This window comes from Ornithinibacillus jepli (genome assembly GCF_047228935.1).
Lineage (GTDB): Bacteria > Bacillota > Bacilli > Bacillales > Amphibacillaceae > Ornithinibacillus.
The window spans coordinates 14,330-27,345 of record NZ_JBFEGG010000001.1 but is presented as its reverse complement, the minus strand read 5'-3'; the positions used below and the strand labels follow the sequence as shown (position 1 = coordinate 27,345).

Genomic DNA, 13,016 nt, shown 5'->3' with positions numbered 1-13,016 from the left:
CCCCTAGTGTTGTAAACTATATTTGCTTAATTCTAACTATACATTACTTATAATTATATTTGGATTTTTTTTACAATAAAAACAACAAAAATGGCAAGAATGAATCGAGGTTAACCGTCATCACTCTTACCAAGAGGTTATTTCTATAAATCAATTATTAATAGTTTCTAATTCCTTCCATTCCTCTTGAAATTCACTTAAAGTCTTTTCCATATATTCATTGCTTGGTACGTGCTTTAATATTTCGTCTTGTGAGTATATTTTTCCACCTTTAATTATTCGGTGAATACTTCTCGTATGTTGAATATCTTCTAATGGGTTATCATCTAGGATTACAATATCTGCAAAGTAGTCCTCTTTAATAGCACCAATACTATCTAGGTGTATAGATTTTGCTGCACGGATGGTTGCAGCCTGCAATGCTTCCATTTCTGAGAGTCCAATTTCTACAAATATTTCTATTTCACGATGTAAAGCCATACCCGGAAATGTCCAAATAAGTGCAGGTGTATCGGTTCCAGTAACAACAGTTCCTCCCAAATCATAATACGTTTTTGCAACTAGTTTAGTAAACAGATCTAATATACCAAGTTGCTCTTTTAATAGTTCATTCTGTTCAGACATGTTTTCCCAATGGCCAATTAGAATATTTTCTTTTTCAAGTGATTCGGTTACTTTATTTTTGGGATACCATGTATTTGGATACTGCGATACTTGATCAGTAAGCACAAGCGTTGGGCACAGCTTTACATGATACTTAAGCATTTCTTCACATAATTCCTTGATTTTTTCTTCATCTGGATTCTCCCAGTTAATATGCCCCCACTCCGATTGATCTGCAGTTGGATACCATCCGTTATAAAGAGCCTGCCCAAAACCTGAAGCATGTTCAAACCACGTCACACCTAGTTTAGCAGCATCTAAAGCAGTCAGATCTTTTGAATGGATGAGATCACAACTTACTTCTAGATTATATTGGTTTGCCTCATCCACAACAGCTTGTAAAACCTCTCTCTTAATCAACCCATACGCTTTTATAAATTTCGCCCCAGCAGCTGCTTGTCTTCTAACTTCTTTTCTTGCTATTTCCGGGTCATCTGTGACAAGATTTCCGAAGCTTGTTGGCCCCCATAAACCGGGAGTTCCATCAATCATTCGATCTGCAGCATATACTTTTGGTGTTGGTGCATCTATTGGTGCATCAATTAATTTTTTTAGCATGAATACATTTCCTGCGGTATTACGAACCGTTGTTACCCCAGAAGCTAAAAAGTGAGGCGCAAACTGTTCTTGAATATGACAGTGCATATCAATTAATCCTGGTATAAGATACTTTCCTCTTACATCAACTAGTTTTACCCCTTTAGGTATTGTCTCATTATGATTATAGATTTTTATAATTTTACTTCCTCGTACTTCAATTGATCCTTCAAAACAAACTCCTTTTTCTACATCAATTATTGTTCCATTTGCTAGAATATAATGCTTTAATTCCATCATTTCAGTTTCCTCCCCTAATTTTTTTCCGTTATACTTATTTGAAAGTACTTGTTGTAATTTTATTGTAATTCGAACATTTATTAGGATTGATAAAATTTTCATATAGTGGAATTTTGATTAAGGTGGCTAGTATTATGAGAAATTATGGTGAAACCTTTCGAATCATTCGTAAGCAAAAAGGATTAACAATGAAGGAACTAGCTGATGGGGTATGCTCGATTTCATTTTTATCAAAATTTGAACGAGGAGATTCCGATATAACGCTTGGAATTTTCACAAGAATTTTAGATAAGCTTATGATGAGTATGGATGAATTTTTGTACGTACATCATGATTACCAACCAGGTAAAATCGAACAATTTTTCCAGCAAGTAAACAAAGCCTATAATAGTCAAAATGTAGCCCGATTACAGCAATTTAAAAATCAAGAAATGAAAAAGTGGGAGCAATACAAATTAGAAACGTATTATTTTAATGCATTGATGCTTCAAGTTTATGAGAGTATGTTGGTTTCCGCTGCAATGGATGAGAACGTGGGGGAGGAAGAAATCAATCAGTTAGCCGATTATTTTTTTCGGATTGAAATATGGGGATATTATGAATTAGCTCTCTATAGTGCAACGATGTTCTTTCTCGATCCGAGTATCGTTGCTCAGCTATCTAGGACAGCATATGGAAAAAGTAGCCGTTATCACAGATTTAAGAAAACAAATGATGCGATTATTGCCATCCTGATTAATACACTTACTCTATTAATTGGCCCCGTGAACCGCTTCCAAGAAGAGTTAATATACAAGAAAGAAATTGAGGAGTTTTTTTCCTACGTAGAAGAAATTCAATTGCCAGAGGGAAATTTATTTGAACGGCTAAAATTGCTTCAGCTAAAGGGAGCTTTTGATTTGAAGTGTGGAGATAAAGAAGCTGGAGAGGCTAAGCTACGACAATCCATTCAAATTCTTAATGATCTAGGAGCTAATGGAATTGCAAATAACACTACTATATATTTGGAGCAAATTTTATCTTACATAAATATCGCTAATTCTAAATAGTATTACACCTCCAACAGTTCTTCTGAAACAATTGGAGGTGTAGTGGGTTACTTACTTAAGTACGCTTTTTCTTCTTTCTTGAAGAATCTTTCTTCATTTTCCCTGTTTCTCTATTAGTCGTTCCTTGGCCTTCTACCTCTGAAGATCCCATTCCAACACCGACTTTTCTTTTGGTCATGATAATTTCACCTCCAAGTTATAGTGTTCCTGATAATTTTTAAGGTATGTTGTTTAATTAATAAATTACTCAGAAAGCATATTAGATGCTATTGGACATTACATCCGCTCTTTCTTTCGTTTTGTCCAATAGCACTCGGATATTAGACATTTCCATCGCTTTTCCTCTCATTTTGTCCAATAGCACCCGGTTATTGGACATTTACACCGCTTTTCCTCCCGTTTTGTCCAAAAGCACCCGGTTATTAGACATTTTCATCGCTTTTCCTCTCGTTTTGTCCAAAAGCACCCGGTTATTAGACATTTTCATCGCTTTTCCTCTCGTTTTGTCAAATAGAACTCAGTTATTAGACATTTTCATCGCTCTTCCTCTCGTTTTGTCCAATAGAACCTTGCTATTAGACATCTCCAACCGCTTTTCCTCTCGTTATGTCCAATTACTTAAATAGAAAAAAGACCTGATATTTTAAATATCAAGTCAATCTCATTTCTAAGCTAAAAATTCCTTCAACTGCTCAGATACTTTTTTAACATCTTCCATACCTAAATGATATAAATCAGTCAATTTATCCTTATTCCTTTCAACACGTCCTACCTCTAACTTTTCAGAAGGACTTATAACAAATACATTTCCCTTCTTCTCTTCTTCAAAAATATAATTCAATGTATCATTATAAACTTGATGCCGCTTTTCTATTGCTCGTAATAGACCTGGATATTCTTTGTATTTTTTTCGCATATACCATCCAAATGACTGGGGCTTTTTTACATACCCTCTATTTCTAGTTAAAATAACGACATTCTTCTTGTTCCCGTCTCTAACTGATTGTTTAATCGGAATGGGATCGGAAATTCCCCCATCTAATAGTTTACGCCCATTAAAATCTACAACAGGTGCAAACAATGGTAAAGAACTTGAAGCACGAATTACTTTTAAAATCTCTTCCTTATAATCTTCTCGTTTATAAAATACTGGTTCTCCAGTCAAACAATCAGTAACGCCAATGACAAACTCTTCTTTTGCCTCATAAAATGTATTAAAGTCAAATGGCTCCAGTTCATTTGGTAAAACATCGAATAAAAAGTCCATTCCAAAAATCTCTCTCTTTTTAACAAAATTTCGGAAGGATACGTAATCCGGATGATCAAGGTAATCAATTATTACCGCTCTGTTTCGGTCCATTTGCCTCGAAATATAGGATGAGCCATTACATGCTCCTGCAGAAACTCCAATAACATATGGTAAGTATATATCTTGCTCCATTAAATAACGAATAACTCCCGCAGTATAAATCCCTCTACTTCCTCCACCTTCTAATACTAATCCTATATGGTTCATACAATCCCCCCTCTGAAAACCTTAATCAAAGGAATTCTATTAATTCATTTTCTATATCTATTATAAATCCAAAAAGTGGAAATTTCTAACTTGTTGTTTTTTTGTCGTGTTATTCTGTACTAACCCAAATATTCCTATACCGTATATTTCATCCTTTACTCCATAAAATAATCCATATTCAATAAAATTCTGGAGGTATTTCTATTGTTAAAAACGTCCTCACATCCTAGCGTTTTACGAATAAAAAAGAGAAATAAATTAACCGCAGCTGAGATATCTAGTATTTGGGTTCAGTATATGAGCGATACAATGGCAATTTGTGTTTACAAATATTTTCTTAAAATAGTGAAAGACAAAGAGATAAAATCTATTATACAAGTCTCCCTAAGGATGGCGGAAGATCATATAAAAAAAATGAAAGAAATTTTTCAAAATGAAGGGTTCCAACTCCCTAAAGGCTTTACAGAAAGAGATGTTAATTTACATGCACCACGATTGTTTACGGACCAATTTTTACTCTTCTATTCTTATATTATGACAGTACACGGAATAACCGCTTATAGCTTGGCTTATTCCACGTCTGAAAGAGAAGATATCCAATTCTACTTTTCGGAATGCATTACAACTTCGAAAAAGTTATTTAAAAAAATAATGGCTATATTTAAGACAAAACCTAAATATGTCAGTCCTCCCTCCATACCTTCACCCGATAAGGTGGAATTTCTTAATACAACTGGAATTATTTCTAATTTAATTGGGGAAAGAAGGCCACTTAATTGTTCTGAGGTTAGTAATTTATTCTTCAATTCAAAGAAAACTGGATTCATTAGTACATTAAGCTTAGGCTTTAGCCAAGTGGCAGCACGTGAGGATATTCGTAATTTCATGTTAAAAAATGTAAAACTAGCTAGACAGGATGCTAATAGTTTTGATGCTATATTACAAAAAGATAATTTAGTAATACCAGAGAAATGGGATTCTGAAATTACAGATTCTACTATTAGTCCTTTTTCAGACAAACTAATGATGTTTCATGCAGCGTTTTTAGTAAATGCGGCTCTATCCTATTATGGTGCAGCACTAGGATCAAGCCTCCGTTCAGATGTAATGTTGAACTATCTTAAGGTGTATACCCATGCAACAGAAGCAGGAGTCCTTTGCTATAACATTATGGTGAAACATAGATGGTGGGAAAGACAACCGGAAGTGGATAGAAAGCTGTTTTAATTTAAAATACTCCCTTAAGTAATTCACTTACCTCAAGGGAGTTATTTTTAAACTTTTAACTCTAGTTTTTTTCTTTATCCATTATTCTCTTTCTTCTTACTTTTAATAAATGATAGTAATCCTTCATTGAATAATAAATCATTCTGTTTAAGTAAATACAACTACAATGCAGAGATTGTTCACTATGAAGAAAAATAATATTTTTGTCAGATGAGGAACATTTGTACCAGGCTTAAGAATAATTGGCTCCTTTAATCGAGCACGTAATGTAGTAGGAGTAAGAAGTATTTCTTTTGCATCCATCTCCCAAGAAAAACTAGGTAGCCATTAGATAATACGTCCCTGGTAAAAACGTTCGAAAAACTAAAATCTCTCAAGATGAAAGTAAGGTAAGGTTAACTAGAAAAATATTATCAACTTTAATTTCCCAATAATCGCTATAAAAAAGAAGAAAATGCCTATATCCATTTTCTTCTAGAAGTACGCTTTAGATGATCTCTTTTCTCCGGGTCAAAATCCAGTACTTGATTTCTTTCTTTTTGTTTTCTCCTGTCCCTCTCAATCAATGCATCTAATTTATCAACTGCCCTTTCCAGTTCCACCTCATTTATGTCTCCCCTAGCATAAATACTACATAAAATACTATAAGCAATTGCCTTTGTTTCTATGTTCACAACTAGATCTACATCTGAGTTTCCACTCTTATCTATTAGGGTTTTTAATTTATTTTGAATTCGTTTTTCCACCACCATCTACTCCTCTTTTGGTTGAATAGAGGGATACTCTATTTAGTATCCCTCCAAAAAAAATTAAAAATCAAGATCTTGATTTTGCTCTTGATCTTGGTCCTGATCAGAATCAGCTTCAGACCTAGCACGTACTCTTGCCCGTGACTCACTATCTACGTTAATATCCAAATCTACTCTTGAATTTCCACTATTTTCAACTCTAGCCCTTGCTATGTTAGTATTTTTATCTTTAACACGAACATCATTCTCATTGTCTAGTTCATTATCACTTCTGAAATCTAGTTCATTATCTGCTTCACTTCTAGAATTACTTTTTGAATTACTTCTTGATCGAGAGTCACCAGATCCTCTTCCACTATCTCCAAAAACACTTGGGTTTCTCCATACTTCACTCATAGTTTTCGCCTCCTTTTTGTACTAGTCACAATATTATATTCTTTTAAATATCATATGCTTAGATGAACTCACTATTAAAAGATAGTCATTGGTATATTTTAGATTGATAGTTATTAAATCTAGTATAGATAACCTGAAATTTCTAAAAAAACTACTGTTACGAAGTATAAAGAAAGTCAAGTATCTGTATTTGTTTTCAGTGATTGGGGTAATAATAAAAATTGGGTAGTGCTAAATCCTTAAAAATCTAACTCTCCATATTAGATAAGCACTGGAGAAAGGAGTGAAAAGCTGTTTGCAAACTAGAGCTGTTATCATTAATCAATACGGTGGAAAAGAAGTATTAGAGGAGTGTACTGTAACACTTCCAGAATTAGCAGACAATCAAGTACTAGTTCGTGAAAAAGCCACTTCCATTAATCCGATTGATTGGAAGCTTCGTGAGGGATATTTAAAACAGATGTTTGACTGGGAATTCCCCATTATTCTTGGTTGGGATGTTGCTGGTATTATAGAAGCTGTAGGTTCAAACGTAACAAATTGGAAAGTGGGAGATGAAGTGTTTGCCCGTCCAGATACAACTCGTTTTGGAACTTATGCGGAGTTTACGATTGTTGATGATCATCTATTAGCCTTAAAGCCGAATTCTATCTCATTTGAGGAAGCAGCGGCGGTTCCATTAGCTGGATTAACCGCATACCAAGCTTTGTTTGATTATGGTGAACTAGAAAAAAATCAAAAAGTACTCATTCATGCAGGTGCTGGTGGGGTTGGTACATTTGCAATTCAACTAGCCAAAAACGCAGGAGCATATGTATATACAACTGCTAGTCCTAAAAACCATGGACTTCTGCGGACATTAGGAGCGGATGAAGTAATTGATTACCGCACAACAAATGTTAAAGATGTACTCAGTGATATAGACCTTGTCATAGATACAATTGGTGGCAAGACACAAATGGATAGTTTTGAAATCCTTAAAGAAAATAAAGGTAGACTAATTTCGATTGTAAATGAACCTGACCAAGACAAGGCAAAAGAAAAAAATGTTGTAGCCAAAAGCATTTGGCTGAATCCTGATGGAAAACAACTAGGCAATTTAGCTAATTTACTGGAAGAAAAAAAGATCAAAAGTGTTATCGGAAAAACTTTTCCATTAACAAAACAAGGTATTTATGATGCACATACATTTAGTGAGACCCATCATGCTACAGGTAAGATTGTTATAATAATTGATTAAAATGGCTAGAAGATAAATATATTCATTTATCTTCTAGCCTTTCGCTTTATGTAGATATAATAATATCATTCTATCCAAATGAAATAAAATAACTGGCTTAAGTAGTTTGTTTGGATATCTTCAACAGAATAAGATAGGATTTAAGATGTAGTATACATTAGAGTTTACATGCTTATATATTACATAATCGGAAAGTGTCCGTATTTGAACAGAAGGGAGAACGTACAGTGAAACTAGTCGGAGTCTCAGGTACATTAGCCGGGGAAAAAACTTCACAGGCAGTCAATGAATTATTAGCAGCCGCAACTTCCATTGACCCAAAACTTGAAATTGAACTGATTGATTTAAGGGAATATGAAGTTGAATTATGCCGTGGAGAACCGCTTTCCTATTATAATGATGATACTTGGAAGGTAGTAAAAAAGATTCTTGCTGCTGATCTATTACTATTCGCTACACCAGTTTATCAGGCGTCCATTTCAGGCGTACTGAAAAACTTATTAGATTATATGCCAGAAAATGCATTTAAAAATAAAGTAACAGGGATTATTGCAACAGCATGGTCTGAGAAACATTTCCTTGTTCCCGAATATCATCTAAAACCAGTTCTTTCGTATTTAAAAGGCATGATTCCATCAACAAATATATTCATCCCTAATAAATCGTTTGATATTGAAACAAATGAACTGAATGACTCGAATATCTCCAGACGAATAGTTAATCTTGCAGAAGAAATGATTTTCTTACAACGTGCAATTCATGATAGATGGAATCCAAAATAAACTATAAAAAACCCCAGAATTCGGCGTTACTACACCATGAATTCTGGGGTTAAATTTATTAACTTATGGTGTTCATTAATTCATACTGGCGGAGTCTTAACTCAAATAGAGTCAACGGATCACGATAAATTTCGGGTTTTTCCCTCATTCTATTAAGTGAATTATTAAGACTATTAATATCTCCCTCTACTTCTTGACTCACACTATCAAGTTCTCCATTAGCATTTGTGAAAAACTTGTTTACATCCCATTCAATTGATTCCTCATATAATTCTAACTGCTGGATGAATGGGGTAATGAGTTCTTTTGTTATTTCACTATAGTCTTTATTTTCGACGTAGGATTTATACTTACTATAGATTTTATCATTACCTTTTGAAATAGAGCTTAATAGTTTACCCGCTCCTTTAAACAGAACTTGAACTGGATTATTGCGCATCAAAATATTTACTTTTTCAAGTTTTAACAAGGCCCTCGAAATTCGTTCCATATCCCGCTGCCAGTCATCTAATATTCTTAATTCACCATCGAGTACAATCTTCTCTTCACCAAATTGGTTATTAAAATTCTCACTCATTTCGTTTAACTTAATTTGACAATCCTTGAACTCATCTTCGCAATCCTGAATCCATTCTCGAATCGCTTTTTTGAACTCACGGAGAGCAGTGTTATTCATATAATCAACTATCCGTTTATTCATTTCGTTATTTAGTTCAACGTGAAGTTTGCTAAAATCACTGTCTTCCCGAATTAATTCAGAACAGTTGCGCAGTAGTTCAGGTATTTGACTCATCATCTGTTGAATGGAATCATTTTTTATAGATTGGAATGAATCTTTAATGACTTGTGCTTGTTCCGTCTCCATTTCACTCAATTGATTTTGAATTTCCTGAAGGCTAACAAGTAATTTTTCATCCCAATTAATCTTATCGATAATCGTGTTTTCCACTTCTACCCGTTTTTCAATTAGAAACTCAATAGCAGCCTTAATAACACTTCTTATTTTCGAAGGGCTCGCTACTTCTATGTTGTATTCTTCTAGCAAAGGATCCATAAATGCTGCTAAATCATCCTGCAATTCTTCTTCTTTAGCCCATTCTAGGATAGACTCATAAAGCTTAATACCTTCTTCCCTACTGTTTGGATACCCATTCGTATTTATAAAATGTTTCTCTGCTTCAGTTACCAATGTCGCATTAAGACTCGATGGAAATACTTCATTCCAAGCAAGAATAGCGGATGAAGAAATAAATGTATCAGCAGCCGATGAAATTTCTAACCAGTTTGTTAAATGAGTTTGTATTAGATTGGAAATGTCTTGTATTAAAAATCTTCCACTAGTTAATTCAACATACGCCTCTTTAAATAAGTTAGGTAGCTTCTTCCACATATAAGATTCTTCAACATTTTGATGCAATAATAGCTGATTAACTTCTTCCAACCATGAAATATAAAGCTCACTTTGTTTATAGCTATTCCACATTATCTCTATCAAACTTTCAAAGCGTAATTTATCCATTTCGAGAGCAGTCACAAGTACTTCAGTAAAATAGTTTGGTTGATACTTAACCGTAAGACCCTGTGCTACATACTCCTCTATAACGGTTAACCACGAAAGGGATTTAGTCCGTATTGCCTCGTTTACAGCAAGTTCAATTGCGTTATCCCAATCCTTTATATCCTCAAAATAAGTTTGAGCCATCTCGGTTACACAAGTATAATCTGGGTTTAATTGAACCGCATTTTTAATAACCTCAATAGCCTTTTTCGTTCTACCTTGTTGAATATATAATGAAAACAGTTGAAGAAGAACTTCAGATTTCAACTCAATCGATTCCGTTTTAACTTCATTATAGAATTTTTCTGCATGCGCTAATAAGCCCATTTCAAAATGGGCATCAGCTATGTTTTTCTGTGCCCAAGGAACGAATTTTTCATCTAATGGATGTTGCCATTTGTAAATAGCCGCTTCATAGTCATTATGTAGAAAATAAACCTCTCCTTGTGCAAAGCGAATTAACGATAATTCCGGTCTTTCCTTCTGCATTTCTTCCATGTACATATCACCCAAAACTTTAACTGGGTGTTCACTATTGTTCTGATCTATTACAGTCTGATAATAGGATTTATTAATTAGTTGATTCTCCGTTGTCACGATAATCCCCCACATTTTTATATAATTTTATAGTTACGTTTTGTGATATACCAAGTCATACTAAGGTTTAGATTTCTTCACACGTTACTACTATATAAAGCTCACCATTACAATATTCGTCTTTTTTCTCTTATTTATGGGGAGAGGGCAAGATTAATTATGGAATGCTTTCTTCTCAACTAGACTTACAATAAGCCAAACTACCTGAATACATACTTTTCAACTTATACGATGGTTTTCTTTTTATACGTCTGTTAATCTTGTGTGAAACAAACAACCTGTAGGAGGAAGTATACAACTAATAGAAAGAGACATGAAGAATCGTTCTTCCTCATGTCTCTTTCTTTATAACAAGTCTTTTCCATTTCTCCATCTGCTACTCAAGTATTTCTCTGATTCTCCTGTATTAGCATTTATAAAGAAAACGTCCTTGATATACCCACTATTCACTACTACTTTCCATATAGGTAAATAGTGTAGCGTTACTCCTTTAATATCATGCAGTGGTTTCTTTAATACATAGGAGCGATTGATTTGGTTTTGTTGTACATCTTTTATATACTGAAGCGCCGCCTTATCATCTGGAATCCGTACAGGAACTAGGAAATCTTCTTCCACCTCTTCCTCGGTTATGGGGGGAACTTTAGAAAATACACCACGATAACCAGATACCCCATCCACAAATATTAAATTCGGTGTTTTTTTCGGAGGAAATGGTGGACGTTCTGCAAGGACAACCGTTTTCGCTATATAAAAAGGATGATAGATTAAAGTCTTTTCTGACGTAAAATCGCGTAAGTAGTTTTCATTTATATTCTTATTTAATTTGTAGCCTATCCCTAGGCTTTTATAGATAAATGAATAGATTTCCGCTTCATTTATTATATTTCCTACTCCAATACGCTGTATGGAAATACTCTTTTTCTTAACTGTATGCATGTTTCCTCCTCCTCTTGGCTTAATCCAAATGGGTATGATAGGAATCCACTCTGTCTTGTATTTCCTTCGATGGAGGCTTTGTCATTAAGCTAACTATAACTGTTAAAAGTAAGGAAACAGGTGCACCAATGATTGGTTCTGCATTGGTAGGTAACCACTGACCAATTATAAGAATCAAAAACGTAAGAGCTCCCCCTACCATACCAACAAGTGCACCAGTACTATTCGCTCGTTTCCACCATAGCCCTAATACAAGTGGGAACCCGAAAGAGGATAAGAGGAATCCGCCGACCCATCCTACCATGATAGCAATTAGCCCTGGTGGATCTATCGCAATAATAACACCGATAATACTTGCAACAATCATAACGACTAATCCTAATCCAGTGATAAACTTTTCCGAAGCTTGCTTGTTAATGTGACCTTTGTAAATGTCATGGGCAATTCCTGCTGATATGGCTAATAACATCGCATCTGCTGATGACATAATCGCTGCCATTAGCCCCGCCAACATAATTCCACCTAAAATTGGTGGTAAATAATGCTCGATAACCGAAACAAAAATCATATCACTTCGTTCCAACGTTTCAATGATTCCCAGACTTGCACCAGCAGATGTTACCATGAAGCCAGAAATAAATAATGTTAAATATAATAAACAAGCCCACATCGCAGAACGACGAGCAGTTCTGGCATCACGAGAAGCAAAGTTACGCATGACTACTGATGGCGAAATAATCCCAAACCATAAAAAGGCGATAAACAAACCAAAATAGGACATCCATGGTTGTGTTATATCACCAAAATCTGGACTTACGGCAAGGGCATCACTAATTAGGGAGCTAAGCCCACTATGATCGACTAAAATAAATCCAGCAAGAACCACAATTCCTACTAACATAATTGCACCTTGTAGGAGGTCGGTATAAGTTATTGCCCACATTCCTCCTAGTGCCGCGTAAATCGTAAAGCCTAATCCAAGTACAATCACAGCGGTTGTATAATCAATTCCGAGTACATAAGAGCCAATAAGTCCAGACGCTGTCAGCTGTGGTACCATGTAAAATGTCATTCCAATAACCACAATTACAGCCGAAACAATTTGGACGGATTTCCCGTACCGTTGGTTAAAAAAGTCAGGCATCGTTTTAGCACCAGAACGACGAATTTGCCCGGAAATTAGAAACATGGCAAATGGCATAATCGCAATTACCCCAAAGGCATAGGTGAAAAAGTACGGAACACCTAACGCGACCCCAGAACCAACGGCCCCCATTAACGAACTAGAACTAGCAACCGCAGCAAATATAGCAAATGCCCCAACGAACGTATTGATACTTTGTCCAGCAGTAAAGTAATCACTTTCCGACTGACGTGCTCTCCGATAAAAGTAGATTCCAATCACCGTTATGACGATTAAATAGATAAAAAGTATAATAGCTTCGGTAGTTCGCATTTTAAGC

The 13,016-nt window shown here is 35.0% G+C and carries 12 protein-coding genes; 4 read left to right on the top strand and 8 right to left on the bottom strand.

Annotation, left to right across the window (positions count from 1 at the left end; genetic code table 11):
• Positions 1–150 precede the first annotated feature (150 nt).
• Complete coding sequence (locus AB1K81_RS00150; protein WP_412974626.1) at positions 151–1,500, bottom strand: amidohydrolase family protein; 1,350 nt, start codon at positions 1,498–1,500, stop codon at positions 151–153.
• 134 nt (positions 1,501–1,634) lie between these two features.
• Between AB1K81_RS00150 and AB1K81_RS00145 the strand changes: the two genes are divergently transcribed.
• Positions 1,635–2,549 (top strand): helix-turn-helix domain-containing protein, encoded by a 915-nt coding sequence (locus AB1K81_RS00145; RefSeq protein ID WP_412974625.1) that lies wholly within the window; start codon positions 1,635–1,637, stop codon positions 2,547–2,549.
• A 55-nt stretch (positions 2,550–2,604) separates the two neighbouring features.
• On the opposite strand, the gene AB1K81_RS00140 is transcribed toward AB1K81_RS00145, so the two are convergent.
• On the bottom strand, positions 2,605–2,727 hold the full coding sequence (locus tag AB1K81_RS00140) for a YuzL family protein (protein ID WP_412974624.1): 123 nt from the start codon (positions 2,725–2,727) through the stop codon (positions 2,605–2,607).
• A gap of 489 nt (positions 2,728–3,216) precedes the next feature.
• Positions 3,217–4,065, bottom strand: coding sequence for a patatin-like phospholipase family protein (locus AB1K81_RS00135; protein WP_412974623.1), 849 nt, complete (start codon positions 4,063–4,065; stop codon positions 3,217–3,219).
• Between the two features lie 204 nt (positions 4,066–4,269).
• Here AB1K81_RS00135 and AB1K81_RS00130 point away from each other — a divergent pair, with 204 nt between their 5' ends.
• Positions 4,270–5,292 carry a DUF3231 family protein gene (locus AB1K81_RS00130; protein ID WP_412974622.1) on the top strand — a complete coding sequence of 341 codons (1,023 nt, stop codon included), beginning with the start codon at positions 4,270–4,272 and terminating at the stop codon, positions 5,290–5,292.
• 458 nt (positions 5,293–5,750) lie between these two features.
• Here the strand turns inward: AB1K81_RS00130 and AB1K81_RS00125 are convergent, their stop codons facing one another.
• Together AB1K81_RS00125 and AB1K81_RS00120 are read right to left on the bottom strand one after the other, a co-directional pair.
• Positions 5,751–6,038, bottom strand: a complete 288-nt coding sequence (locus tag AB1K81_RS00125; protein ID WP_412974621.1) for a hypothetical protein — start codon at positions 6,036–6,038, stop codon at positions 5,751–5,753.
• 63 nt (positions 6,039–6,101) lie between these two features.
• Positions 6,102–6,437 (bottom strand): hypothetical protein, encoded by a 336-nt coding sequence (locus AB1K81_RS00120; RefSeq protein WP_412974620.1) that lies wholly within the window; start codon positions 6,435–6,437, stop codon positions 6,102–6,104.
• Positions 6,438–6,732: 295 nt separating this feature from the next.
• On the opposite strand from AB1K81_RS00120, the gene AB1K81_RS00115 reads away from it, so the two are divergent.
• Positions 6,733–7,677 carry an NADP-dependent oxidoreductase gene (locus AB1K81_RS00115; RefSeq protein ID WP_412974619.1) on the top strand — a complete coding sequence of 315 codons (945 nt, stop codon included), beginning with the start codon at positions 6,733–6,735 and terminating at the stop codon, positions 7,675–7,677.
• 227 nt (positions 7,678–7,904) lie between these two features.
• A complete protein-coding gene (locus AB1K81_RS00110) occupies positions 7,905–8,459 on the top strand; it encodes an NADPH-dependent FMN reductase (protein ID WP_412974618.1) in 555 nt (184 codons plus the stop codon).
• Between the two features lie 58 nt (positions 8,460–8,517).
• Here the strand turns inward: AB1K81_RS00110 and AB1K81_RS00105 are convergent, their stop codons facing one another.
• From AB1K81_RS00105 to AB1K81_RS00095, 3 genes are all read right to left on the bottom strand, one after another.
• Entirely contained in the window at positions 8,518–10,614 is a 2,097-nt protein-coding gene (locus AB1K81_RS00105) for a tetratricopeptide repeat protein (RefSeq protein WP_412974617.1), read from the bottom strand.
• 345 nt (positions 10,615–10,959) lie between these two features.
• Positions 10,960–11,553 carry a hypothetical protein gene (locus tag AB1K81_RS00100; protein ID WP_412974616.1) on the bottom strand — a complete coding sequence of 198 codons (594 nt, stop codon included), beginning with the start codon at positions 11,551–11,553 and terminating at the stop codon, positions 10,960–10,962.
• Between the two features lie 19 nt (positions 11,554–11,572).
• Positions 11,573–13,009: a sodium:solute symporter family protein gene (locus AB1K81_RS00095; RefSeq protein WP_412974615.1), complete on the bottom strand. Its 1,437-nt coding sequence runs from the start codon at positions 13,007–13,009 to the stop codon at positions 11,573–11,575.
• Positions 13,010–13,016: the final 7 nt, after the last annotated feature.